Origin of the sequence: Desulfomarina profundi (assembly GCF_019703855.1) — a bacterium.
In the GTDB taxonomy this organism is placed as follows: Bacteria; Desulfobacterota; Desulfobulbia; order Desulfobulbales; family Desulfocapsaceae; genus Desulfomarina; species Desulfomarina profundi.
Window position 1 is genome coordinate 709008 of sequence record NZ_AP024086.1, and the last position, 25821, is coordinate 734828.

Below are 25821 nucleotides of genomic sequence, written 5' to 3' on the forward strand. Positions count from 1 at the left end.
AACCAAATTGGCACGAAGATGTGAGCATGGATAGCCTGCCAAGTTTATTTGAAAAACCGCCGTGCTTGGGGTCAGAGTTAAGCGATTTGTTCTGTGATTTTATGCAGTTGATTTTTTCAGTATATCCTTGACAGTATATTACCATAAGGTGTATATTTTGGGTATGAAAAAAAATATTTCAGACAACTTCGGTGCAAATGTTTTGATAATAGGACATCGTTGTTACCGATGCAAGCATGAATGGAAGCCCAATAATATGGAAAAACCCCTCGGGTCTGCCCTAAATGTAAATCCCCATACTGGGATAAGCCAAGAACAAATGGAGCAGGAAAATGAGCGAAGAGTTGATACAAAAAGATTTAATTGAGAATCCGGGTAAAATTGGAAAGTGGGACTTTTATAACATTGGCGCAACTACCATAAAGCAACTCAAGGAAAATAGAATTATCAGGAATGTGGATTACGGCCAAGAGGAAAAAAAGAAAGTGGACGCTTTAATAGTCCAAAATAAAAATGTAATTGCTGTAATTGAATACAAAAAACCTTCCCAGTTTAATACAACTCCTAAAAAGAAAAAAGCTGTTAAGCAAGAATTGATTGTTGCTCAAAAACTAAAAGCAAATGTGCTGATAGCAACCGATAAGCAAGAGAGTATCTGGATTAATGTATTAACGGGGAATGAAATAAAAGACGATGAAGGGAGAAAGATACAATACAATTTTGATTTCAATGACGACAACCTCCCCAAATTGATAGAAAAAATCATAGACTCAGTTAATCAAAGAAATGATCAAATAAAGCCTAGGGATTTAGTGAACCCAACTAGGCTTGCTAAACAAATATGGCAGGATATATGGTCGGTGAGCGGGGCAACTCCAGAAAATTGTTTATATACTTTCGTTGAGTTGTTCATTTTTAAATATTTAAGTGACCTGTCTGTGTTGAAAGGGATTTATAGTTTTAATAGTTTAATTAAAAGCTACGAAACGAACACGGAAGAGGAAGTGTTAGAAAATTATGCTCAAATTATTAGGCCTAAAATCAAAGAACTATTTCCAGAAAGCCATGACGATAAAACTACAATAATTAACGGGACTATTTTTGTTAGTAAGGCTCAAAAAGCTGTAAAGGGCTATAGCACTGTCTTTAAGAAAGTTTTGTTTAAATTCAATAACTATGGAAAATTAGAACACATTGATTATGACTTTAAAAGCCAGTTGTTTGAAAGCTTCCTGAAAGAAAGCATAAGTAAGAAAAATTGGGGCCAATTCTTTACACCTATAAAGGTGGTTCGGGCCATTGTTGAAATGGCAAAAGATGATATTAAAAATAGTGCGAGAATTTGCGACCCTGCTTGTGGTGTCGGAAAATTTCTTTTAGAGCCGATTAAGACAAGGCTGGATCAGTTCTATAAAATTAATAAAAATGGTATTGTACCCAAAATAACTATTCATGGCTTCGATAAAGGTTTTGATAAAGATGAGCAAAAAACAATCATATTGGCAAAAGCCAATATGTTGATTTATTTTTCTGACTTAATCAAAGAGAACTCTGGAATAACTAAGAATTTTGCCCAACTATTTAATGAAAGTTTTACGTTAAAAACAAACTCAATTCTAGGTACGCTTGCAGAGCCGGTAAAGGAAAAATATGATTTAATTTTAACAAACCCTCCTTACGTGACAAGCGGTAGTAGTAATTTAAAAGATGAAATAAAAAAAGATGGCGAATTAGAGAATTATTATAAAATTAATGCGATGGGGGTTGAGGGCTTATTTATGGAATGGATCATAAAGGCCTTGAAATCTGATGGGAAAGCTTTTGTAGTTGTACCTGATGGGATTTTTAACCGTCAAAATGATGCTAAATTGCGTAAATTTATTATTGAAGAATGCTTTTTGGATGCAATAATCTCATTGCCAGAAAAAACATTTTTTACCACACCCAAAAAAACGTACATTCTTGCTTTAACAAAAAAATCTAACAAAGAAACAAAACAAACCGAGCCAGTTTTTACATATTTTGTAAGCGAGATAGGTGAAACAAGGGATATTTACCGTTTTGATATGGAACAAAACGACTTGCAAGAAGCTGTTACCTTATTTACCTTTTTTAAAGGGAACAAAACACATTTTAGCAAAATCAATACTGACGAAAGATGTAAGATACAGCACATTGATAAATTTCACCCAGAAGATCATTGGTCTGTTGATAGATGGTGGACAAAAGATGAAAAAATTAAAATAGGTATAGTAGAGAAAGACAAATTGGTAACGCCAATAGAATTTAGCGAAAATATTAAAGATATTGCTGAATCCTTAAATGAATATAGCGATATAATAAAAGAAGCTTCTGTGAAAAACAAAAAAGTAAACGAGTTTAAGGAAGTCTGCTTAAATGATATTGGATACTTTAGATTATTTATCGGGAAAAGGTTATTAAAAAAAGATTTAATTAAAATACATGGTGATATACCTATTTATAGTGCCAATGTTTTTAAACCAATAGGTTTTCATGAGGAAAGCAACGTGTTGGATTTTAGTAATAATTTTGTTCTATGGGGGATAGATGGAGACTTTGATTTTAATTCATTACCCAAGGATACACCATTTGTTACCACAGACCACTGTGGAGCAATAAGAATATTGACAGACGATTTGTTGCCTGACTACTTGATGATACAATTAGAAAACGTTAAATCGTTATACGGATTTGATCGTGGGCTAAGGGCATCATTGAAGAATATGAAAAAAATTAAAATTTCAATCCCATTTAACCGTAGCGGTAAGATTGATATCGAGAAGCAATATGAAATAGTTGAAAAATACAAATCAATTCAAGAAATAAAAGAACAAATTGAAAAATTTAAAGAACAGATTGATTCATCAAAGATTGATTTTCGTTGACACAGAACAGTATTAATACATAGAAATCCCGCGGGGACAGGAAAAAAGCCGATTCCAACACAGGAATCGGCTTTTTTCCTGTACTCCAATAAAATAGCAAAAATCATGCCGGTGCACAAAACCGAGTACCACCGGTGGTAAATTACCACCAGTGGTAGTGGCCCTCTTTTTTTTTCCTCTTTTTCCCCCTACCCTCCAGACATAGCCCAGCGCTTCATTTTCGTAAAAAATATTTTTACCGGGAAAAGCCTGCATATGTCTCGCCTCACAGAACTCAGAGAAAGAAAAGCCCTCTACATTGCCAAGGAAAAAGCCCTGCTGGAAGGGTTGCAGTCATGGACCAGCCAGGATGGCATGGCAAACGAGCATGCCGCCCTGCGTGATGTTCGGGCGGAAATCAAATACCTTGACCGCGAAATAGCCCTGCTGGATGGCAGCGGCTTTGCGGCACAACCCTGTTTTTTTCCCGGACGGTAGCCATGGCAAACACGAAAAAAACCATATCGTCCAGGATCTCTCACTGGTACACCAGGGCCACCGGAGCAGTGCTGGCCCTGGTCTCTCCGGCAATGGCCTCCCGGTGGATGTTCGGCCGCGAGATGTATCGCGGCTTTGTGGCCGGGTCTCTCCGTGATGCCGATAGCAAGTTTATCCCGCGTTCCACGTCGGCAGATGCCGACGTCAAAAAAGCCTATAAAATTGTTGCTGCCCGCTGCCGCGACCAGGTGGCCAACAATTCGCTCATTTCCGGCGGCATCAACCGCATCTGCAATAACGTTGTGCGCGGGGGCATCCTCCCCCAGTTTAAATTTCGCACGCGCGACGGCAAGCTGGACCGCGACACAAACAGCAAGTGGCGGGTGCTCTTTACCCGCTGGACAAAATATTGCGATATAACCGGGCACGACTCCTATGGCTCGCTCCAGCGGCTCGGTCTTCGCCATATGTGGTCAGATGGCCAGTACCTTATCCACCGGGTATACGATACATCCCTGCCGGGCATTGTCCCTTTGCGCCTGGAGCTGATCGAATGCGACCAGCTCGACGCCCTGGTCGATGGCATTCTCCCCGGCGGTAACGTGGCCAGAAAGGGTATCGAATACGATGCCGCAACAGGCCGCCCGGTAGCCTATCATATTCTGCCGGAACACCCAGGCGATTACCTGGCCCTGGGCCGCAGAACCAAGTCGACTAGGATCCCGGCAACAGAGATTATCCATGTCTGGCGCCGGGACAGGATTTCCCAATACTCCGGGATCGCCTGGCTGGTGGCGGTGGTGATGGAGTCTTACCGCATGGAGGATTTCCGCCATATCACCCAGGATGCTGCCCGGATCCAGGCCACCTTCGCCGCGTTTTTAAAGTCCGCTTACCCCGGTTTCACGCTGGGTGGCGGCCTGAGTTTCGGCGGCCAGGCGGAACCGATCAGCCCGGCATCAACCGGGGAGAATGTCGAGGCACCGGAAGAGATCCGTCACAATGTTATCCAGCCATTGCCCACCGGCACCGATATCACCTTTGCCGCCCCCTCACACCCCGGCGACAATTACGAGCCCTTTGTCAAGGACTCCCAGCGCTGGCAGTCCGGCGGTCTCGGCATGTCGTTTGAGGCCTACGCCAACAACTATACCGATGCAAGCTATGCCTCGTCCCGCTCGGGCGCCCTGGAAGAGCGACTCAGCTACCAGGCCCAGCAGCAGTTTCTCGAAGAACAGATGAACCGCAAGGTCCTGGCCTGGTTTATAGAGGCGGCCTATATCGCCGGTCTCGCTCCTGGACGGATGGCCGGATATGCCCGCGACCCGCAACTCTATCACGAAATGGCAGAGGGGCAGTTCCCCGGCTGGTCATGGGTGGACCCGCGCAACGATGCCACGGCCTCGGAAAAAATACTCGACCTCAACCTGGACACCCACCGCAACCTGGCCGCCCAGCGTGGCCTCGACTGGTACGCCACCATCGAGGAGCTGATCGAGGAAGAACAACACCTCCTGGAGCTGGAAACGGTGCGCCAGGCCAGAAAAAAAATCGAGGAAGAAAACAATGCAGAATAGAGCAGCAGGAGAAATACAGAAGATCCTCCGCGGTGCCGGAATCCACCGCGGCATGTGGGCCCGGTCGGCCGAGATCATAACCAGGGCCGAAGCGGGTGCGGATGGCGGCTTTGACTGGGTCCTCACCACGGAAAAACCAACCATCATTTTTGACTGGGAGCGCTGGGAGTTTGTCGAGGAAATTCTCCTGGCAGACGGGATGCTGGTCCCGGCCTCCGGACAGGTGGTGCTGCTGGACAGCCACAGCAGGACATCGGTTAAGGATGTCCTCGGCCACGTCCGGGATTTTAAGGAAACCACCTCCGGCGAATTCGCGGCCCGCTCCGGCACGGTCTTTTTTGCCGAAGATTCGGCCAGCGCAGATGCCAGGAAAAAGGTGGAAGGCGGCCATATCACGGACGGGTCTGTCGGCTACCAGCCAAAAAAATCAATATGGGTTCCGGAGGACCACGAGGTAACAGTGTCCGGCCGGACATTTGTCGGCCCGGTCAGGGTCACATACGAGTGGATTTTAAAAGAATTTTCCATCACGCCCATCGGGGCAGATGTCCTGGCCAAGGTACGTTTACTCTGCGGCGCATAGTCCGCTCAAATAGAAAAATCTCTTATCAGGGAGAAAAAAGATGAATGAAAAACTGAGAAAATTTTTGGAAGCAAACGGGCTTCGTGCGGACGCGACAGAGCAGCAGGCATGGGACCTCTACTACCAGCTGAAAGACGACGGCATTGACCTTCCGGGAATCGACCCCGGTCAGCGATCCGCCCCAGGCGACCCTGGCGAAACAGGTGGTCGTGGCGACGGTAATGGCGACTCCGATCCCGGCCCTGGCGCTGGCGACCCGGCAGCCGTCCAGACCAGCCAGGCGGGGAGCCGCAGCTACAGCAAAGAAGAGCTGGACGAGATAGTCAACCAGCAGACAGTACGCGCCCTGGCTGCCGATGCCGAGCGGAGGTCTGCCGTCCAGTCCCTTATCAACGTGGCAGGAGTGGCCGACCTGGATAATGGTGATTTTGCCAGGTCCCTGGTCAACAACCCGGAAATCACCGCGGAACGGGCCTCGAACCTCATCCTCACCGAACTGCAGAAACGCAACAAACCCCTGGGCACCGGCACCATGTCCGCCCAGGTCGGCATGGAGGCAGGAGAAAAACTGCGGTCCGCTGTAACCCACGGCCTGATGATGCGCTCCGGGATTGCAGTGGAAGAGCCCGCGGCCGGAGCCGGAGAGTTCCGCGGCCGCTCCCTGCTGGAAATCTGCCGGGAGCTGCTGGAGATGGATGGCGTCAACTGCCGGGCCATGTCCAGGCTGGAGATTGCAGGCCGCGCCCTTGCCGCCAACTCCACTTCCGACTTTCCCCATATCTTCGCGGCCCTGGTCAACAAAACCCTGCTGGCGGCCTATAACGAGTGGCCCGCCACCTGGCGGCCATTTGTCGCCGTCACCTCGGCCATGGATTTTAAGGAAATCCACGCCATCAAGCTCTCGGGTTCTCCAGACCTCAAGGGGCTGGGGGAGAACGGGGAGTATAAACGGGCAGAATTCAGCGATGCCCAGGAATCCTACAAGATCATCACCAAGGGTATCCTGGTGGCGCTCACCCGCCAGATGATCATCAATGACGACCTGCGGGCCTTTACCCGCATCCCGCAGCTCTTCGGCGTTTCGGCCCGCCGGTTTGAGTCCGCCGCAGTCTACGCGCTGATTACCGGCAACCCGACAATGTCGGACGGCAAGGCGCTGTTCCACGCCGACCATAAAAACCTGGCCTCCAGCGGCACGGCGCTCACCTCGGCCTCGCTCGGTGTTGGCCGGGCCGCCATGCGCAAGCAAAAGGGGCTGGCTGGCGAGTCCATAGATGTCCAACCCGCCTTTCTCCTCACCCCGGTGGTCAAGGAAACCGACGCGGAGGTCCTGCTCAGGTCCTCGGCCCTGCCGGAGTCGAACATGTCTGCCGGAGTCCATAATCCATGGGCCGGAAAACTCACCCCCATTGCCGATCCACTGCTGGACGCGGCATCGGAGACGGCCTGGTACCTCCTGGCCCATCCGAACCAGGTGCCGGTCATCGAGGCCGCCTACCTGGAGGGCGAAGAGCAGCCATACGTCGAGGAGCAGATCGACTTCAAATCTGACGCCCTGGAGATCAAGTGCCGCCATGACTTCGGCACCGGAGTAGTTGACCACGTGGGCGCCTATAAAAACCCCGGCGCGTAATACGGCACGGGAATAAAGATTCGGCAGGTCTGTTTCGGCCTGCCGTAAAAAAGAGCGGAAAAAACAGAGGAAAAGAAAATGGCAAAAAATCATATACAGGAAGGCGTAGTAATTGACTGGACAAACGGCACCGGATCCGACGTGACGTCAGGCTCCGCTGTTGTCATCGGTGTCCTGGTCTGTGTTGCCCTGGGCAATATCGCCAACGGCGAAACCGGCCGGGTGGCAACCGAGCAGGTCTTCGAGCTCCCCAAGAACACCAGCCTGGCCATCAACCAGGGCGACAGGTGTTACTGGGACGTGGCCGACGGCAATATCAATAAAACCGCGGTGGACAATATCGACGCAGGGGTCGCCGTGGCCGATGCCGGGACAAGTGACGCCACGGTAAGAATCAAACTCAACGCGTAAACAGAAAAAGAGATGGCAACCGCACGGGAACATATGCTGGCCGACGCCAGGGCACTCTTCGACAGCGCGGACGGACCGGCAGTCGACGAGGTCGTGGACGGCGTTCCCCTGCGGGCCATTGTCCGCGGCCTTGAGCCGGATCCGGCAAAATATGACCGGCTCTTTGTGGAACGGGTTGCCCTCTGGCTTTTCCCAGGGGACCTTGATCCTTTTCCCCGCACGGGTGCCAGGGTGTTATTTCGTGGTCATGATTTTAAGGTGGAGATGAGTTCGGAATCTTCATTTTCTGATCATCTTATCCTTGTGAGGTTTGTAAACTGATGGGGCTTAATTTCGAAACTGAGTTTGACACTTCAGCATGGCAGGCAGGGCTTAATGCTCTCACCAAAAAAAGAATGAAGCTCGCTATGGGCGGTGCCCTGCAGAAGACGGCCAGCTTTGCCGGAAAGAAGGTAAAACGCGATATAGCCACCCGGCTGAAGCTGCCACAGAAGGCCCTGGAGAATCGTATCCATGTTCGCACCTTCAAAAAAGATGGTGTCCTGCGGGTGTGGATAGGTACTGAACACCTTTTCCCTTACAGTGTTGGAGTACCGTCCGTCTATGGCAAAACAAGAAAGAGTGGCGGGGTCAAGGTAAGGCGGTTGCGCTGGCCGGGAGCGTTTATGCCGAAAAAAGCCTTTAACCCTGGAAGTGTCTGGATCCGGATGAGTTCTGCGAAGTACACACCGGAGCTCTATCCTGGTAAAGGTTTTACGGCACGTGGGAAGTATGATGATCCACGTTTTCCAATTGTCCAGGCTGTCATCGAGATAGAAGACCTTGTCGAGGAGGCTTTTGGGCCGTTGCGTGATGAGATTGTGCAAAAATTTGAAACCCTGTTGTCAGCCGAAATCGACAAACAGATCATGATGAAAAAAGAGGCAGGGAGGGAGCAGGCTGCTTTCCGGGCCCGTTTCGAGGAGGCGGTCGGGAAATGAACAGGACCTTTGCCGATATGCTGAACAGTCGCCTGGCCGAACTGACATCCGGCCTCCTCTTTGACTATCAGCCGGACAACAGCACCGGCAGCAGGCCGATAACTATAACCGAATCAATGTTGGCTGATCCGTCCCGTGATGAGCCGGAAGGATCGGAGTTCCCTTTTGTGCGCTGGGCAATTTACCGGGGTTCTTTTGATTATCGCAGACCGGCACCGTTCAAGGTTGTAGTGGATGGTGCCATCTGGACTGCGGGAAATATTACTGACGGTACCAGGGACATTCAGACCCTGACTGTAGCCCTCGGCAAGATCACGGAAAAACGTGGTTTCCCGCCCTATCGCTTGAAAACCCCGATCGATTTTGTAACAGGTAACCCGGCCAGGGGTCACGAGGGGATTCAGCCCCACCCCTGGTATTACACAAGACTCTATCTTGAATTTTTGGTGCCATGGCACCGGGAGGAATAACAATGGAAAAAAAAGCGTGGTCAGCAACAGGGACAGTATACCTGGCGGCCCTGGATGAGAACAAGAATCCCGTCGGAGGTTTCAGGGAGGTGGGTAATGTCTATCCCCTGTCGCTGAAAGTGGAGACAGAGATAAAAAAACAGATATCAAGAATGAAAGGGACAGCCGGTCAGACCCTGCATACCAAGGCCAGTATCAAGGATATCACGGGCACTATGAATGTCCGGGAATGGAACGCGAAAAACCTGGCCTGGGCACTGTCCGGTGAGGAAGTGGCAATGACCGCTACGGCAGGTTCCGTTGCCGCGGAGTCCATTACTGTCGTCCTTGATGAATGGATCAAGCTGGGCCATGAGGATATCTCCAATCTTGCCGTGACCGGGCATACAGCCGGAACTGATTTTCTGGTAAATGAATCTCTTGGTTTGTTCAAGGCGCTCTCCAGTGGTGGTATTAGTGCCGGAGATCTGGATGTCGCTTATGACTATGCTGCAGAGTCCGGATATCGGGTGGATATAGGTACCAGGCCTCTGATCAGGGTGGCCATGCTGGTGGATGGTGAAAATGAATACGACGGCAGCCCGTTTATCGCAAAATTTGATGCCGTTGTGCTTTCGGCCAACGCGGAGATCAGCTTTATTTCCGATCCTGGCAGTGAGTATGACGAGTTGCCGTTTTCACTCAGTTTTGAAACACTGCCAGGCAAAACAAGCCCCGGTAGTATCAACAAGATAGCGATGTAGCCATCCGGCTGAATGAGAAAGAATATGGCTGGACCTGATGGTTCAGCCATAACGAGTAAATAAAAATGCGTAAATCAAAAATTATTTCGTTCAACGAAAAGGAAGTCACAGTCAAGGAGCTGACTGTGGCTGAGGTTGTCAGTGTCATTGAAGATATGGGAAATTACGAACCGCATGTTCTTGATATCCTGATGGACTTTGATATTCCAGTTTCAGTGGTGCTGCTTTCCACCGGGCTTGAGGAAAAGGATTTGATGGAAGGGGTTTCCCCATCAGGCCTTATCCCGCTTTATGAGGCTGTAGTCGAGGTAAACCCCACCTTGGCCGCGATGGCGGCGCGGCTGAGAAAAGTGGTGGAAAAAACAGCCTTGTCCGTACCGCCTGCAGGCTGATTATGCTGGGGCACCACCGGGTCTGGGACTACGGTATGTCCCTGTTTGTTACGGCGGTAAGGGAGGCGAACAGGAGCTAGTCCCACCACGGTTCGCCGATGATGTAGTAAATAGGATAACCCAGCAGCCAGAGAACAACCGACCAGGCGACAAAATGGACCATGATCGGGAAGGCGGTCATCAGCATGGCCGCCAAAAGAAAGAGCAGCAGGTGCAGTTGCGCCAGTTTTTTTACCATATGATCCTCCTTTAACCTTGTACTGATATCAATATACAACAGGACCATGACAACCGCAAAGAAACTTGTCTATACCCTCAAGGCAGTATACGAAGGCGAGAGCGAGGTGGCCAGGCTCAATAAGGATCTCAAAACGCTCGGGACCATCAAGGCTCTTGAGGGTATACAGAGAGATTTTGCGAGCACAAACAAGGAGTTTGTGGCCGCAAAGAAGCGGTTGCGTGATCTGAAAAAAGAGCTGCAAAGCTCAAAAGATCCGAAGCTTGCTCAATCACTGGCAAAGGTGGCCCTGCGGTCTGAGGAGCTGAGTATCCGCCATGAAAATCAGCAGGCGGCACTGTCCCGGTTAGAAACGGAACTTGAATCCGCCAGGTTAAAACAGGCTGCCTACGGCGGAGACACAAAGAAGAACACGGCCCTGGTCGCAGCCCTTACCCGGCGGCACGAGAGACAGAAGGCAGCGTTGGTCAATACCGGCGCGGCCCTGAAAAAGACCTCGTTGCGCGCCCAAGAGCTTGGCGAGGCATGGCAGAAGTCGTCTGATCCTAAAATTCTCAATGCCTATAAAAAGGCTGAATACCAGGTAAAAAAACTTTCCGGCAGTATCAGGAAACAGAAACAGTCCATGGACGAAGCCCGCACCTCACTGAAGGCTGCGGGTGTGGCCGCGGGTGATCTTGCCGGGGAATATAAACGGCTGGAAATCGCAACAACAGAGCAGGGTAGACAGATGGCCGCCATGTCCCATCTTGGTGTGCGATCTTTTGCGGAAATTGAAAAAGAAATACATGGACTGCGGCAGGCATATCGTGAACTGGAAAGAAGCGGCACCATGTCTTTCCGGGAACTTGGTGTGGCCAAGGACAGGATGCGGTCCAAGATTTCGGCCCTGAAGGAGCAGACCAACGGATGGACAAAACATATAGGCAGGGTACAGCAGGCCTGGGGCGGGGTACTCGGGGTGATTACCGCTGTTGCTGGTGCGGCAAAAGGTTTACAGCTCTTTGCCGGGTTTGATGATTCCATGCGGAGAGTTAAGGCGGTTTCTGGTGCAACAAAGAAGGATTTGCGGGATCTGACGGCTCTTGCCAAAAAAATGGGCCGGGAAACGCGGTTTTCCGCGACAGATGCAGCGCAAGGCATGGAGGAGTTGGCTCAGTCCGGCCAGTCCGTACGCGAGATATATTCCACCCTGCCACACGCCATGAATATGGCCGCCATTGCCGGAGGCACGATTAAGGAATCAGCCGACCTGAGCACCGACACCCTCAAGCAGTTCAACCTGACGGCGGACAGGACAGGTCATGTCACCGATGTGCTGACCAGGGGGTATACCCAGGCCAGCACATCCCTTACCCAGCTTGGAGAAGCCCTGACCTATGCGGGACCAGTGGCTTCGTCTTTCGGCTACAGCCTTGAAGATACGGTGGCTATTCTTGATGCTTATGCTGAGGCCGGGTTCAAGGGAAGCCGTGGAGGTACGGCCATGGTGGGCGGCCTGACACGGCTGGTTAAGCCGTCTCAGGAGGCGGCGGCAGTTCTGGAAAAATACAACATCCAGGTCTTTGACGGGGCCGGCAAGGTGAAAAATTTTGCTGATATCATTGAGGACCTGGGTCGCGCTGCTCTCTCTCCCACGGAAATGATGACCCTCTTCGGCCAGGAGGCTGGACCCGGAATGGCAGGCCTCCTGGCCCAGGGCGCCGGGGCCATCAGGGGTTTCCGGGCCGGGCTTGAAGATGTGGATGGCACAGCCGCAAAACTGGCAACGGACATGGAGTCTGGTCTCGGTGGTGCTCTTCGCAGCCTCGGCTCCAGCCTCAGTGCTGTGACCCTGGCCTTTGCCGCAACATTGGCACCGGCAATAAAGGTAGTGGCACAACTGCTCACCGTTCTTGCCAGAAGTATCTCTGCCCTGCCGGAGCCTTTAAAGGTGCTGGTCGGCGTGACAGGTGGCCTGGTAATGGCCTTTGCCGCCTGGCACCTGGGGCTGAAACATCTCTCCGCCGCCCTGCGGCTGGCTGTTCTTGATGTGGGTGCTCTTATTGGAAAGGGGAGGGCCCTGATTGGCTGGCTCAGTGAATTGAGCGGCGCGCTGGGCGGGGTTACTCAGGTTCTTGTCGCCTTTACCGTCGGCTGGGCAATCGGCAAGATGCTTAATCAGTTTGATGCAGTGAAACGGGCCGGGGTGCTGATGGCTGAGGGGCTGACCATTGCCTTTCTCAAGGTCAAACAGGCCTGGGCCTGGCTTTCAGGTGGTGATACTGCCGCCATCCAGAGAGAGATTGATGAGACAAAGCGGATCTATAACGAGATGTTTGACGAGATCGGCAGAAAGGCCACGGAAACGGCCGGGATTGTCCAGGATGCGCATCGGAAAATGACAACGGTGCCACCGCCAACCCAGCCACCGCCGAGCCAGCCGTCATCGGGCCAGAATCCACCGTCCCTGTCGGGTGATCAGTCGGGTAGCACCCCGGCCGCCGGGAATTCAGGTGCAGGCAATATCGGCCCCGCATCGCCTGAACAGCAGGCAGCGCGGGTAAAAAAAGCGACACTGTCCATGCTTGGGAGTTACACAAAGTTCAGGGAGAAATCCACAGCACTCATGGAATCGGCCATGAAAGACCAGATGGAAACCTTCTCCGGGTCCATGGATGAGATGGGGGATAAGTTCAAAAAGTTTGACGAAGGGTTCAGGGATATGCTTGGCGGGTTGCAGTCCGGCATGAAAAAATTTGCTTCCATGGGGATGGATATGGGCGTCTTCTCCGGCAAATCGCATGGAATGAATGTCGGGGGCGGATCAAAAAGGCAGCAGCCGGTGCAGAAAACACCGACCATAAAAGAGAAGGCCGAAAGTATTGACCCGGATCATATCCTTTCGGAAGATGTTCGTCAGGAACTGGCAAAGGAGGACTCATCACGATACAGGCACAAGGTCCGGGTAAAAGGAGTTCCTTCCGCAAGATCCATCCAGCCAGGTGGACAGTCCGGCCCTGAAAAGCCCGGAAAGAAACAACCGGAAAAAGTAGTGGAGGTCCGATTTAAGTCCGGCTCCCTTTATGGTGATGAATCCGCGGCGACAAAGGTCGTGGATGAGCTGCAGCGACTGGGGCAGATGGCATGATAACACTCGATACCATAGAGCTGCCTGAAGAGCTCTACTGGCAGGATGAAACGGCATGGGTACCTGTTCAGCAGCCGGAGCCGGCTCGGAGCCTTGACGGATCACTGCTGGTGGAACCGGCCACCATGCAGGGCGGCAGACCGATTACCCTGGTGGGGGGTGAAGACTCTGCCTGGGTGAGTTACGCCACTGTCAAGGCCCTGCTGGCCTACGCCTCCGTCGCAGGCAAGGTGATGACACTGACCCTGGGTGATGGCCGCGAATTTGATGTGATGTTCCGCTACCACGACGGTGGTCCCGTTTCGGCCACGCCGCTGTTTGACAGTCTGCCCCTGGCGGATGACGATGAATTTATACTGACCCTGCGACTGATGGAGGTAATAACATCCTGATATGGCAATTACAAAAACAGATATAAAACTGATGGCTTCAGAACGTCTCGACGACTCCGTTGACGGCGGTGGCCGCATGACCGGCACCGAGATTGTTGACGGGAATGTCAATAATCTTTTTCCGGATATCTCCAGACTTGACCGGGTTATGGGGCGGGTCAGCCTGCGCAAGGGTTTTGTCGCCGTGCTGACCGAGAACCAGGATACCTATTACGGTGTCAACGTGATTATTACCGACCCGGCAGAAGACCCGCTGGTCTCCGTCTGCATGTTCACCACCGACAATCCCTTTGACAAACGGGTGGGCGCCCGGGACAGAATAGAGAGTTATGTTGTCCAGGGTACCCGGTTTGCCGGTTATCTCTGGGGTCGGCATATCGCTGGAGCACGGGCCATTGCCCTGATCATGGAACCGAAAGAGGAACTGCCCGGTGTGGGCGATGTGTTGTACCTGGTTGAAGGTGACAATAGCCAGTATGTACGGATCACCGATGTATCGTCAAATAGTACCGCTTTTGATTCCACGGTTAAAAATGTTGTCACCTGCGGCATATCCGACCCCCTGCGCTTTGATTTTTACGGCTACGAGGTGGCGGATGCGAATAAGTCTGACAAGTCCCTGGTCTATACCACGCTGGTGGCCGATGCCGCTGCTTACTTCGGAGTGATGCGACCGACAGCCCAGATGAACAAGGGGGATCTGGTCGTTAATGTAGATTCCATCTATACCCACCTGGTACCAAGTGCCCAGTCCGAAAGCCCCATTGTGGACGTGACCGCGGGGACGGTGCCTGCCAGCTTCGCCTCCGGTGATGGTACGGATTTTCAGTACAGTTCTGCCCTGTATCAGCAGCCTGGTATATCAAACTACCTGCCTGTGCCAGCCGTCCCCGGAACCCTGACATTTGGTGGCCAGGGCCACTATTTTCATACCGTGGGTGACAAGGTCATTTACGACAATAACGGCCAGGAGGTGGGAACCATTGACCATGCCTCCGGCCGCATTGATTATTATCCCAATATTGCTCCTGTCCTCACCGGCAATACCGGATCGCTGACATTTCAACCGGCGGCAGGTGGTCTGCGCATCGGTAACTCAAAGGCCCTGCCCGTGCTGCTCTCCAACCGTGGTTATAACTATGTGACGTCCCTCGTTCCCCTGCCTGACCCCGGATCCGTGGTTGTGGATTATATGGCCCAGGGGAAATGGTATCGCCTGAAAGATGACGGCAACGGTGTTTTGCGGGGGATCTCTGGTTCCGGATCCGTTGATTACGGGACGGGCTCACTCATTATCACCTGTGGTGCCCTGCCCGATGCCGATACGGCTATCATGATCAACTGGGGCAATCCCATTGAATATATCAACCGGGGCGGCAAGACCCTCACCAACCGCTTTGTGCTCAACCATACGGTTGCCGAAGGATCTATTAACCCCGGATCGTTGCAGATCAAATGGTGGCAGGGCGGCCAGGAGCTGACCGCCACCGATGACGGCAGTGGTGCGATAACGGGCAGTGATGCCGGTGGGACAGTCATCTATGCCAGGGGCGAGATCCGCTTTACGCCGGCAGTGACCCCGGATGACGGCTCCCAGATCAGCTTTGAATATGAACAGTTCGCCAAGGTGATCCACAGCCAGGGAGTTTCCAGCGGGAACAACAGTTTTACCCTGCCATCATTTCCTGTAAAGCCCGGAACCCTGCATATGCAAATGGACTATTCCGGCCACGGTTATACCCGCACAGTGGATCTCCATGATGACGGCGCGGGCCATATCATCTGCGACCCGCCCCTGATCACCGTGGGAAAACCCCTGGGGCATGACTCGTGGGAAGGATCAACCAAAATTACAGTCCTGGAGACGGCGGGCACCATTGATTACAACACCGGGCAAATATTCTTTTATGGTACGGCCTCTGGCCTGGTGAAGTGGATTGAAAAGCAGATGAAAACCGAAACAGTGGAGGTTTGATTACAGAACATGGCCACCTATACATCTACAGGATACGCCCCTGGGTTCCCAAAGCCCCAGGTGCCGGACCCAAACACGCAGACCGACTCCAGGATAAAAACGAAAAGTGTCCAGGTCGAAAAGGTTGTCGCAAAAGAAGAACCCCTTGCCGGGTTTGGTGCCTCCGGCAACGCGTATATCACATACGCCCTTGCGAGTGCGGCCATAACAGCCGAGAGCGAATCGATAAACACGCCGCCGATCAGGCTCAACCTGACACCGGACACGGGCCAGCCGATTGTGGCCGGTTCGGTGCTGTTTTCTTTTTCGTCTGATATACAGGATGTGTACTACGACAGAAACGGCCTGCTCTACAGGAATATGGATATCCGTACCGGGGCCGGGATCGAATGCGGCACGGTGAATTACGCCACAGGGGAAGTGGTCATCAACAACTCGCGGGCCGGATCCGCAATTGCATCGGTAGAACTGCAATCCCTGGTGACAAAGTCGGGTACCCAGGTGGTGACCGAAGCCCATTTCAGAACGCCGGGTGCACCTGTCCGTCCGGGCTCGTTGTATGTACAGGGTACCCTGGTTGACGGCACACCTTTTAACGCCACCGCAGCCTTTGACGGTGATATTACCGGGGACTGTGTCCAGGGCGGGATTGACGTGGAGACAGGGATTGTCAATCTCTATTTCGGCTGCACCACTGACCCGGCAGGGAACGAAAATGAGGAATGGTACGATGCCGCCAATATCCGAACGGATGGTAAGCTCTGGGTGCCCATCCCGGTGGCGGCGGAGTCGATTACCTTTAATTGCGTAATTTACTCCTACCTGCCTCTGGATGCCGACCTGATCGGTATCGACCCGGTGCGGCTGCCGACTGATGGCCGGGTGCCGATTGTGAAAAAGGGCAATGTGGTGGTTATCCATAATAGTGTCAACGATACCCTGCCCGCGCCCCTTTCATCCGGTCAGGTGATTACTCTTTCCAGGGATAATGTCTCCCTGGTGGAGCTCTATGACGCGGATGGTGTCTTTGTCCCTTCAGCCGGAAATTATACCGTTGATCTGGCGGAGGGCAAGATCACCATGGACGCCTCTCTGGACCTGTCACCGTTTACCGAACCCCTGACCGCCATGCACCGCAGGGAAGATCGTTGTCTGGTGACCGATGTGCAGATAAACGGTCAGCTGGCCTTGGCCTCTGCCCTGTCCCACGATTATCCGGTGGCGGGCACCTATGTTTCCAGTGCCCTGGTTTTTGGTGATATTGCCGCCAGGGTCACCAACATGTTTGACCAGGTGACCTGGACAGGGCAATGGTCGGATCAACTGATAGGTGATGGCTGTGTGGCCAACTACAACGCAGTCAATTTCCCCTTTGTGGTGACCAACCGGGGGGCCATTGCCGAGAGATGGATGGTCAAGTTTACCTCGGCCACCACCTTTGACGTCATCGGCGAGAATGTCGGGGTGATTGCCTCGGGGGCCACCACCAACACCTGTGCGCCCATCAATCCCGCCACAGGTGTACCCTATTTTACAATTCCAAAGGAAGGGTGGGGCTCCGGCTGGGCAACGGGTAATATCCTGCGATTCAACACCCTGGCTGCCAACCCCCATATCTGGTTCTGCCGGACAACATTGTCGGGGCCGGTCACCGAACCTGATGACCAGTTTACCTTACAAATAAGAGGAGACGCGGACTGATGGGAGCACCGAAAATTTACAGATGGGATGATACGGACGCGCCGATCGGCAACGGGGCACGGGGATCATTGATCAATATCCTGAAAGCCTGCCTGGTGGATGGGTATGGCAGTAAACAGGCGGCGGGCTGGACTATGCCCTTTGTCAACGCTGCCGGAAGCCAGGCAGCCTTCAGGAATAATCCGACCAGCGGAACCGGATTTTTTCTCCATGTGGATAATGAATCGCCGACCGATTACTACCAGTACCAGAACAAGATCCAGGCGTATGAATCCATGTCGGACTATCAGACCGGTCTGGGCCAGTTTAACAGCGGCACTCAGTGGTATTTTTTGCCGAGCACCGTCGTCAATGGTGACGCGTCACCCAGGCCATGGCTGATAATTGCGGATGACAGATGTTTTTATCTCTGGTCCTGGGCCTCCAAAACAGATAACACGGTGGGAGCGGCAGATTACCAGACCCCGTTTCTCTTTTTCGGGGATATCATCTGCCGTGATCAAAATGATACCTGGGGGTGTGTCCTGAACGCCGATGCCAGTGTGTCGTTATATTCGAACAATCCATGGGCAATGTATGCATCAGGTACAGCGGGGAGCGCAAGCTGGCGGGCTCCACGTAAAGCAGATGGTACCGGATCCGCCTGGCAACTGGCAATGATCCATGGAGGCGGGCCATGCAATACTCCGCCGGGAAACTTTGGATTGCCCTATACCCAGGGAGGACCGCTCTACCTGTCCAGACCGTTTTTTAATGACGGGGTGGCCTACACCTTCCGTGGCCATCTACCGGGCCTGTATTTCCCCTGTCATTCTGGTTTCCCCTTTGACAACTTCCAGGAGCTTGATGTCGACGGAAAAACAATGATGGCGGTGAACTGCTATAACTATGCCTCGCACGCCCTTGTCCTGATCGATATCTCAGCCAGTTTCAGACCATAGACTATGAGTGCTTTTATCTTTGATTTTATCCGGGCGGGAGGCGATGTCCCCGCCAGAACAGACCGTCACTACCTGGCCGGAAAGGTAACGGTAAACGGCAGTCCTGCGGCCAGACGGGTAGTTGTTTTGGACCGTGATACTTTTACCTACCGTGGTTCCACCTGGTCGGATGCGACCACGGGGGACTGGGAACTGTCAGGCTTACCGGAGCATGAACCGGAGAGCCTTGTTGTACTTGCCCTGGATGAGGCGGGGGATTTTAACGCCGAGGTGGCTGACCATATCAGCCAGGTGATTCATACGTAAAAGGATACCAATGTGGCCTATGTTCCTCAACAGGGAGATAAACTGCGACACGACCTCACGTCCTATACCCCGATACAGGGTAACGGGCTGCTGTTCAGGCTCGCTGATGCAGGCCGGGTCTGTGAATATTTTGTGCCGCAGAACGGGCGCGAGATCCTCCTTGATCTCGAAGTATCTCCGGATGCTCCCCTTGATTTTGTCTTTGCCCGCAACTGTTATCCGCAAGAAACCGGTGAGACTCCGGATGAACCTCCCACCGAGGAGGGGGTGCCTCTTCTTCGGCCAGGTGTTTCCATGCCATGGGGGAATGGACCCGGCAAAGAAAGAAACTACGTCAGCCGCTGGCGTGATGCCGGGCATGTCTCTTCTCACAATAGATTGCGATGGCAGAATGACAGGAAGCATCAGGACAACGACCATGGTTTTCCCTGGGGAAAACTGGCAACTCCGGGTGGGCACTGGCGGGTTCTGTTTTCCAGGCTGGCCCGCTGTCCGGAAGTGGATATCAATGGTCTTTTCGGCTTTCCCCCCGAGCAGAAGAAAAAAACGGCGCTGCCCTGGGATGAGCTCAAGCTGCTCGAAGACAAGAACAGGATCCCCTTTCGATACCCGCCACGAAGAGAACATCAGTCTGAGCTGCCATGGCAGGAGAGTGGTAAATATCTTGATCCTGAAAAGCAGGTACCGTACAGGATCGGCCTCGCCAATGACCACCATCACACCACCCGGTGGGGAAAGAAATTTTACAAAGAGATCTGTCTGCGGGACTATCGGCTGGAAAAAGCGGCCGGAACAGCTCTGCTCTTTGATCTTGACACACCCATTGACCAGGTGGATGACGGTGCCCTTATCCGTTTTCATTTTGACTCACTCTCCTATGATCTGCGCTGCTCTCACCGGGAACCGTCCGGCTTTCGGGACGCCTATATCTATGTGCCATCGCCATTTGTGCCCGTCACTCCAACCAGGGGGCTGCATATCATTATGAACAATGTCCTGCTCACCAGGGTCAGTGATGATAAACCCCTGGACGCAACATCCATCTCCCTGACAACGAATTTCGGCTCGTGGTGCTGGGGTTTCGAGGCGACACTCAAAACCCTGGAATCCTATCTGGCCGCCAGACCGGACACATCCGGTAATAAAACCGTCAGGGCAACCGTCAATGGCTATGATTTCCTGTTCGAAATCGATGGGGCAAGCGAACAGGAACGGTTCGGAGAAAAGAGCTGGTCGGTCAGGGGACGGTCAATATCAGCTGAACTGGCACGGCCGGGAGCGGTGGCCGTCTCCTATACGGAGGGCAGTGACAGGAACGCGGTACAGCTGGCGGAGCGGGAACTTGAAAATACGGGCTGGACCATAGACTGGCAGACGGTGGACTGGCTGGTGAGCGCTGGAGCGTTTTCCTATACCGACAAGGTAAAAATGGAGGCGATCATCCGCATTGCCGAGGCTGTCGGTGCCCAGGTCCAGACAATAAGGGATGAAAAAAAGCTGGTTGTGTTGCCACGGTACAACGGATCTCCGTGGAACTGGGATACTGCCACCCCCGACCTGATCATTACCGAATCGGTGGTCAGACAGATCAGTCATGAGTGGGCACCGGGACCAGGCTATAACGGGATCTTTGTTACCGGCACCGCCCAGGGGGTTATGGCAAAGGTCAAGCGCACCGGTTCCGCAGGAGACCGGCTCGCTCCGATGGTTACTGACGCCCTGATAACACAGACCGCCGCCGCACGGGAGCGGGGACGTGTTGCACTGGCGGCAAGCGGGTCATGGCAGAATCTATCCATTGTCCTGCCGCTCTTTGCCCCTCCGGGTCAGCCTGGATTATTGCTGCCCGGTGCCCTGGTGAAGGTAGTGCGCCCGAGGGGAACATGGGTGGGCCAGGTGACCGGCAACCGGATCACCGGCATGAGAAACAACGGCCTCTCAGTGCGCCAGGTCATCAATGTGGAGCGGTGGCGTGGCTGATCTCTGGAGCAGATTCAGGGCATTGTTGCCATCCAGCCCCGTACTTGTCGGCACGGTGACGACCCTGCACGGCAACGGGACCTGTACTGTCACCATGCCTGGAGGTGGCACGGTGCGGGTTGTAGGGGAATCCGTTGCCGCTGGTAAAAAGGCTTTTATTAAAGATGGCATCGTTCAGGGTGAGGCCCCGAACCTGCCCTACTATGAATTGGAGGTTTGAAGATGAAAGAGAAAATGACAAGAATAACCTGGATCTGGACGGTATTGCTACTCTGGCTGGTATGGCTCTTTGTTGCAGCCTGCGCAGACAGCTCAACTAAAGGTGATATCAGGGATGTTGAGACGGATGTCACAATAAAGATCGAGCATAACTATGGAGAGATAAAACTCTCCCCGGATCTGGCCCTGGAGAGCAAGTCAAAAACCAGCCAGAAAACAAAGAACCAGGCGACCCAGAAAACACCAACTGATGCAAATATCAGTGTAATCCCAAAATAAAATGATCTGCCCAAACTGCGGATTGTCATTCACCGGCCCATGCTGCCCACGCTGCGGCTGGTCGGATGACGACTGCTGATAATTTCAAAATCAAAATTTTCTCCGGGAGGGAAAAAATGCATGTGAAAACAATGAGAATTTTAAAAGCAGCGGCGGCTCTTTTGTCTGTGGCTGGAATTACGGTATCGCCAGAAAATCTACAGGCTATCAATTCCGGTTTTTTGGCTCTGTATGCCATTTTTTCGGCAGTTCAGGCGTTAATTGACAATAAATAAAAATAAATAAAAAACAAGGCTGGTCCTCCCTGCACGGGAGCTTGGAGCAAAACTGATATGATCGAACTGTTACGGGAGTATTGGGCCATGGTTGTGGGTTTTTTCGGTATAGCGATATTCCAGGGCAGACTGAGTCAAAGGGTTAAGGCTCTGGAAGAAAAACCGGAATGCGTACCAGAGACAGTCTGTAGTGATCGACGGGATGCGTGCCAGAAAATGCAGGAAAAAGAGTTTGCCCATGGCAGTACCGAATTCGGCGATATCAAAAAACTCATTATGCAGGTAAAACGGTGTAGTGAAGAGCAGCATAAAATGATTATGGAACATCTCTTGAAAATGCATGAATAATGGGTGATATATCAAAAAACTTCAGCCGCCGGGAATTCGCATGCCATTGCGGATGCGGATTTGATACAGTTGATGCCGAGCTGCTGCACCTGCTGCAGACGGATATTCGGGATTACTATAATCAGCCGGTGACAATCCTTTCAGGTTGCCGCTGTTTTCAACACAACCTCAATACACCTGGTGCGGCCAGCGACTCCAGGCACATGGAAGCAAAGGCGGCAGATATCATAGTCTGTTCAGTCTCGCCCAGGGCGCTGTATCATTACCTGGACAGGAAGTATAAAAAGAAGTACGGACTGGGGTTATACCTGGATCGTATCCATGTAGATGTTCGCCCGTTTCGTGCCCGCTGGAAGAAGTGTTGAAAACAGGCTCAGGTGCCCAGGTGGTCAATTTTGTCTATGACTTCCAGGCGGTAGCTGTCCAGGGTATGGGTGTATCTCATCGCCATTTTCAGTGTTGAATGACCAAGGATGTCAGCGATAACCCTGATGTCTACACCGGCCATCAGCAGGTGGGATGCTGCAGTATGGCGGATATCATGGGGCTTGAAATGGGGTATTACTGGAAATCCAGGATAGGCTTGCTGGTCTTCCGCTTTGTTTTTAAGCTGTCGCCAGACCTGTTGCCAGCAGGAGCGGAAAATGCTGCCCGGTCGGAGCATGGTAGATGAAGAATGGCGATGTTCCGGTTTCAGAAAAAAAAAGCCGTCTTTCCCCGGTTCCAGAGAAGCAAGGGCTTCCGCCACTGTTTTTGTCATCGGGACGGTGCGGGGACGGCCCGATTTTGTTTTTTCGATTACAATATATCGTTTTTCCAGATTGATGTTGTCCTGGTGCAGCCTGGCGGCTTCACCCGTCCGCATACCAGTATGCATTAGAAGAACGACAAAAGGATAGAATTTCCTGTTTCTCAGAGTCTTGGCTTCCTGTATGACCAGGCGTGCCTCTTCGGAGGTCAGAAAACGCTGTCTGCCAGGGGTTGGAGGAATGCGATCCACATCATCCACCGGATTGTCCACGGGGATTTTCCATGTTTTTCTGGCAATGCGAAACATTTTGGACAACATTGCCAGTTCCTGCCGTATTGACGAATTTGATGCATTTTCCCTGATGCGCTGATTCTGGTAAATGTTGACCAGAGCACCATCAATATCCCCGAGCGGAGTATTTTTGCCAAGAATGCGCTCCAGGTGGCGTTTGCTGTAGCGTTCACGGTCCAACGTGGAGACAGCCTTACCCTTTGCCCTGCACTCTTCTCTATATTTGTCCAGAGCTTTACCAAGCAGTGCCTGTTGAGCAAGCCTGGGATCCTTGAATCTCTTTGCCCGTATAAGGGCTTCCTGCTCGGAGGCCCACGTCTTTGCATCACCTTTCAGGTCAAAGGTTTTCTTTATCGGCCGAAACCCTTTTCTGCGAATCACTGCCTGCCAGCAGATTCCATTTTTTCGCTCAACTTTAACAAAAGTTGCCATCGCTTCTGACTCTTGACTCAAATTATATGATTATGTAAACAGCAGTCGGGTACATTTTCGGGTACACTTATCTTGAAAATATATAAAAACATTTAATCACATATGAGTGAAAAATACAAGCAGGGAGGAAAAAACAGAAGACAGAACGCCCTGTTTATAAAGGGAAAATGAGAAAAAACAACGCTAAATCAGTGGTACACCCGGAGGGATTCGAACCCCCGACACCCGGATTCGAAGTCCGGTGCTCTATCCAGCTGAGCTACGGGTGCACATTGGTTGTGCAGTTGGATACCATGTTCGCCGGTTGAGGTCAACGGTAATATCTCTCCGGCGTATATTTCAGAGGGAGTCGGGAACCGTGCAGCCGATCAGGCGGGCCTGGGTTATGAAATAATCATCAGTCATTCCTGCAATAAAATCACAGATTTTTTTCTCATGTTTTAATTGATCCGGGTAAATGAAATCCAGGTCCGCCATCAGGTCAACGCCTGGTGGCAGGTTTTCTGGATTATTTTTCAGGCAATCAAGATAGAAGGCAAAAAGGGCCTGGTAGCAGTCCCGGATCAGGGGATGTTCCGTTTGGTCTCAGGGGCAAGATAGATTCGTTCGTAATTGAATTGTTTCAGCTCAAACAGGAGATCCGACACCTCTTCCCCAAAACCGATTCGAATTGCCTCCGGGTCTGTAAGGTTGCTGTTGCTGATGAGGTCCGTGACCAGATTGAAGACGATTGTTCCGTTGGTCCTGCCCAGTTTTTCCCCGCAGTTTTTCGGGATGTCATCGCGCCTGATCAGGTCGAGGATAATGGCGTCTTCAATATCCTTGCCGATATAGGCTATGGTATCTGCCAGGCGGACGACGCACCCTTCCGGAGTTGCTGGCAGGACAGCCAGTTCCGGGTCTTTTTCCTTGGCGGCCAGGCGCCTGTCAAATTCATTGAAATCTGAGATGGGCTGTGGTGACAATCGGCGTGAGTGCACTTCGCCGTCATGACACAGAATTCCGTCCAGGACCTGAAGTGTCAGGTTCCAGCCTCTTCCCTTGCGCTCCAGTTTATCAAGAAATCTAACGGACTGGATATTATGCTGGAAAGGGGAAAGGCCGTGCTCACGGCACAGTTCTGCGAGGAATTTTTCTCCGTCATGGCCAAAGGGCGGATGGCCGAGATCATGGCCAAGGGCTATTGCCTCTATAAGGTCCTCGTTAAGGCCGAGAAACCGGCCGATGGTTCTGGCTATTCTGGACACGAGCTGCACGTGGAGAACCCGGTGGGTGATATGGTCGTTATCCACAAGATGAAAAACCTGGGTTTTATCGATATAGCGGATATAGGCCCGGGAGTGGAGGATACGATCTGCGTCCAGGGCAAACTGCTGTCGGTATCCAGGTTTTTTTTCGGGATATCTCCTGATACCTTCGTTGCTTTTTGTGGCCGAAAATACGAGATTTTTCATCTCGTTCCCGTCGAGCTTTTCCAGAATTTTGAAAAGCGGGGATTGTTTTCTCATGGTCTTCATTTTATCGGGTTTTACGATTGCGATGTTGTGAAAAAATGAATACAGTTGCTCCAAATGAGATTTAAAACCATTTCAGGGAGATTGACCATGAAAATTTCGATAGAATACTGTACGAAGTGAAACTACGAACCGCGTGCCTCCAGTCTGGGGAAGAACTGAAGAAGAAGTTTAACGCAGAAATTGAATTGATTTCATCTTCAGGTGGTGTTTTTGAAATTACAGCCGATGGCAAACTGCTTTTCTCCAAAAAGAGCCTGGGGCGTTTTCCTGAAGATGGAGAAGTCGAGAGACTTATTCAATCCGGCTGAATGAAAAAAGAATTCAGGGGCAGTGGCGGGGGATTAATTTTCCTTGTGTTCAGGATCCAGGCAACCTGAGATACAGGAACTGCATTTTTCCTCCTGTCTGCCCTCGGTGCAGTATTCGGCAAAACCCCTGATGAGATCATCGCCTCCCCTCGGGCATTCTTTGATGAATTTGGTGAAGCTGATCATCCTGGCTATGATTTCCGGTGGTGCTGAATGTTCAATCCTGCAGGCACCTTCTTCGGCAATGGTTGTGTCTATTGCCAGCACTTCAATAAAAAAGCGTTTCAGTGCATCGTGACGAAAAATGACATCTTCCGCCACTGTTTTTCCATTGTCAGTCAGGGTGATGGCCTCGTAAGGGGCATAGTTGATAAGGCCTTTTTTAGACAGGGCTCTCAATGCTTCAGTGACGGAAGCCCGGCTGACATCAAGTTTTGCAGCAATTTCCTTACTGCGGGCAACAAGCTTTTCATCAATAATGTGATAGATAGCTTCTATGTAATCTTCCAGGCTTGCACTGAGATCCGCTTTCTCTTTCATGTTGATCTGTTGGTGAATAATGGGTA

The 25821-nt window shown here is 51.7% G+C and carries 28 protein-coding genes, 1 tRNA gene and 1 pseudogene; 24 read left to right on the forward strand and 6 right to left on the reverse strand.

Going from position 1 to position 25821, the window contains the following annotated elements; genetic code table 11:
- Positions 1-332: 332 nt before the first annotated feature.
- The 11 genes from LO777_RS03260 to LO777_RS03310 all read left to right on the forward strand — a co-directional run bounded on the left by LO777_RS03260 (position 333) and on the right by LO777_RS03310 (position 10172).
- Entirely contained in the window at positions 333-2906 is a 2574-nt protein-coding gene (locus LO777_RS03260; protein WP_228856134.1) for an N-6 DNA methylase, read from the forward strand.
- A 255-nt stretch (positions 2907-3161) separates the two neighbouring features.
- Positions 3162-3383: a hypothetical protein gene (locus LO777_RS03265; RefSeq protein WP_228856135.1), complete on the forward strand. Its 222-nt coding sequence runs from the start codon at positions 3162-3164 to the stop codon at positions 3381-3383.
- 2 nt (positions 3384-3385) lie between these two features.
- Entirely contained in the window at positions 3386-4960 is a 1575-nt protein-coding gene (locus LO777_RS03270) for a phage portal protein (RefSeq protein WP_228856136.1), read from the forward strand.
- Complete coding sequence (locus LO777_RS03275; protein WP_228856137.1) at positions 4950-5543, forward strand: hypothetical protein; 594 nt, start codon at positions 4950-4952, stop codon at positions 5541-5543. The genes LO777_RS03270 and LO777_RS03275 overlap by 11 nt, the downstream gene beginning before the upstream one ends.
- A gap of 40 nt (positions 5544-5583) precedes the next feature.
- Positions 5584-7176: a Mu-like prophage major head subunit gpT family protein gene (locus tag LO777_RS03280; protein ID WP_228856138.1), complete on the forward strand. Its 1593-nt coding sequence runs from the start codon at positions 5584-5586 to the stop codon at positions 7174-7176.
- Between the two features lie 78 nt (positions 7177-7254).
- Positions 7255-7587 (forward strand): DUF2190 family protein, encoded by a 333-nt coding sequence (locus LO777_RS03285; protein WP_228856139.1) that lies wholly within the window; start codon positions 7255-7257, stop codon positions 7585-7587.
- Between the two features lie 12 nt (positions 7588-7599).
- Positions 7600-7908: a hypothetical protein gene (locus LO777_RS03290; protein ID WP_228856140.1), complete on the forward strand. Its 309-nt coding sequence runs from the start codon at positions 7600-7602 to the stop codon at positions 7906-7908.
- Entirely contained in the window at positions 7908-8567 is a 660-nt protein-coding gene (locus tag LO777_RS03295; RefSeq protein WP_228856141.1) for a hypothetical protein, read from the forward strand. The genes LO777_RS03290 and LO777_RS03295 overlap by 1 nt, the downstream gene beginning before the upstream one ends.
- Positions 8564-9037: a hypothetical protein gene (locus LO777_RS03300; RefSeq protein ID WP_228856142.1), complete on the forward strand. Its 474-nt coding sequence runs from the start codon at positions 8564-8566 to the stop codon at positions 9035-9037. Before LO777_RS03295 ends, LO777_RS03300 begins: the two co-directional genes overlap by 4 nt.
- A gap of 2 nt (positions 9038-9039) precedes the next feature.
- Positions 9040-9780: a phage tail tube protein gene (locus tag LO777_RS03305; RefSeq protein WP_228856143.1), complete on the forward strand. Its 741-nt coding sequence runs from the start codon at positions 9040-9042 to the stop codon at positions 9778-9780.
- 65 nt (positions 9781-9845) lie between these two features.
- Complete coding sequence (locus tag LO777_RS03310; protein ID WP_228856144.1) at positions 9846-10172, forward strand: hypothetical protein; 327 nt, start codon at positions 9846-9848, stop codon at positions 10170-10172.
- A 76-nt stretch (positions 10173-10248) separates the two neighbouring features.
- On the opposite strand, the gene LO777_RS03315 is transcribed toward LO777_RS03310, so the two are convergent.
- A complete protein-coding gene (locus LO777_RS03315) occupies positions 10249-10410 on the reverse strand; it encodes a hypothetical protein (RefSeq protein ID WP_228856145.1) in 162 nt (53 codons plus the stop codon).
- A 46-nt stretch (positions 10411-10456) separates the two neighbouring features.
- Between LO777_RS03315 and LO777_RS03320 the strand changes: the two genes are divergently transcribed.
- From LO777_RS03320 to LO777_RS03375, 12 genes are all read left to right on the forward strand, one after another.
- Positions 10457-13540, forward strand: coding sequence for a phage tail tape measure protein (locus LO777_RS03320; protein ID WP_228856146.1), 3084 nt, complete (start codon positions 10457-10459; stop codon positions 13538-13540).
- On the forward strand, positions 13537-13932 hold the full coding sequence (locus LO777_RS03325; RefSeq protein ID WP_228856147.1) for a hypothetical protein: 396 nt from the start codon (positions 13537-13539) through the stop codon (positions 13930-13932). The genes LO777_RS03320 and LO777_RS03325 overlap by 4 nt, the downstream gene beginning before the upstream one ends.
- A 1-nt stretch (position 13933) precedes the next feature.
- Positions 13934-15907: a hypothetical protein gene (locus LO777_RS03330; RefSeq protein ID WP_228856148.1), complete on the forward strand. Its 1974-nt coding sequence runs from the start codon at positions 13934-13936 to the stop codon at positions 15905-15907.
- 9 nt (positions 15908-15916) lie between these two features.
- Positions 15917-17608: a hypothetical protein gene (locus LO777_RS03335; protein WP_228856149.1), complete on the forward strand. Its 1692-nt coding sequence runs from the start codon at positions 15917-15919 to the stop codon at positions 17606-17608.
- Entirely contained in the window at positions 17608-18549 is a 942-nt protein-coding gene (locus LO777_RS03340; RefSeq protein WP_228856150.1) for a hypothetical protein, read from the forward strand. Before LO777_RS03335 ends, LO777_RS03340 begins: the two co-directional genes overlap by 1 nt.
- A gap of 3 nt (positions 18550-18552) precedes the next feature.
- Positions 18553-18855, forward strand: a complete 303-nt coding sequence (locus LO777_RS03345; protein WP_228856151.1) for a hypothetical protein — start codon at positions 18553-18555, stop codon at positions 18853-18855.
- Between the two features lie 12 nt (positions 18856-18867).
- Positions 18868-20835, forward strand: coding sequence for a hypothetical protein (locus tag LO777_RS03350; protein ID WP_228856152.1), 1968 nt, complete (start codon positions 18868-18870; stop codon positions 20833-20835).
- On the forward strand, positions 20828-21055 hold the full coding sequence (locus LO777_RS03355) for a hypothetical protein (RefSeq protein WP_228856153.1): 228 nt from the start codon (positions 20828-20830) through the stop codon (positions 21053-21055). Before LO777_RS03350 ends, LO777_RS03355 begins: the two co-directional genes overlap by 8 nt.
- A gap of 2 nt (positions 21056-21057) precedes the next feature.
- A complete protein-coding gene (locus LO777_RS03360; RefSeq protein ID WP_228856154.1) occupies positions 21058-21333 on the forward strand; it encodes a hypothetical protein in 276 nt (91 codons plus the stop codon).
- Positions 21334-21449: 116 nt separating this feature from the next.
- On the forward strand, positions 21450-21608 hold the full coding sequence (locus LO777_RS03365) for a hypothetical protein (protein WP_228856155.1): 159 nt from the start codon (positions 21450-21452) through the stop codon (positions 21606-21608).
- Between the two features lie 57 nt (positions 21609-21665).
- Positions 21666-21956 carry a hypothetical protein gene (locus LO777_RS03370; RefSeq protein ID WP_228856156.1) on the forward strand — a complete coding sequence of 97 codons (291 nt, stop codon included), beginning with the start codon at positions 21666-21668 and terminating at the stop codon, positions 21954-21956.
- Positions 21956-22321, forward strand: a complete 366-nt coding sequence (locus LO777_RS03375) for a YcbK family protein (RefSeq protein ID WP_228856157.1) — start codon at positions 21956-21958, stop codon at positions 22319-22321. Before LO777_RS03370 ends, LO777_RS03375 begins: the two co-directional genes overlap by 1 nt.
- A gap of 8 nt (positions 22322-22329) precedes the next feature.
- Here LO777_RS03375 and LO777_RS03380 read toward each other — a convergent pair whose 3' ends face one another.
- The 4 genes from LO777_RS03380 to LO777_RS03395 all read right to left on the reverse strand — a co-directional run bounded on the left by LO777_RS03380 (position 22330) and on the right by LO777_RS03395 (position 24947).
- Positions 22330-23430 carry a tyrosine-type recombinase/integrase gene (locus LO777_RS03380; RefSeq protein ID WP_228856158.1) on the reverse strand — a complete coding sequence of 367 codons (1101 nt, stop codon included), beginning with the start codon at positions 23428-23430 and terminating at the stop codon, positions 22330-22332.
- A 192-nt stretch (positions 23431-23622) separates the two neighbouring features.
- A tRNA-Arg gene (locus LO777_RS03385) sits at positions 23623-23699 on the reverse strand.
- A gap of 70 nt (positions 23700-23769) precedes the next feature.
- Positions 23770-23997 carry a hypothetical protein gene (locus LO777_RS03390; RefSeq protein ID WP_329955712.1) on the reverse strand — a complete coding sequence of 76 codons (228 nt, stop codon included), beginning with the start codon at positions 23995-23997 and terminating at the stop codon, positions 23770-23772.
- Positions 23994-24947: a deoxyguanosinetriphosphate triphosphohydrolase family protein gene (locus tag LO777_RS03395; protein WP_228856159.1), complete on the reverse strand. Its 954-nt coding sequence runs from the start codon at positions 24945-24947 to the stop codon at positions 23994-23996. Before LO777_RS03395 ends, LO777_RS03390 begins: the two co-directional genes overlap by 4 nt.
- Before the next feature lie 87 nt (positions 24948-25034).
- Here LO777_RS03395 and LO777_RS03400 point away from each other — a divergent pair.
- Positions 25035-25255: pseudogene (locus LO777_RS03400) on the forward strand (SelT/SelW/SelH family (seleno)protein).
- 33 nt (positions 25256-25288) lie between these two features.
- Here LO777_RS03400 and LO777_RS03405 read toward each other — a convergent pair.
- Positions 25289-25795, reverse strand: coding sequence for a metal-dependent transcriptional regulator (locus tag LO777_RS03405; protein WP_228856161.1), 507 nt, complete (start codon positions 25793-25795; stop codon positions 25289-25291).
- Between the last annotated feature and the right edge of the window lie 26 nt (positions 25796-25821).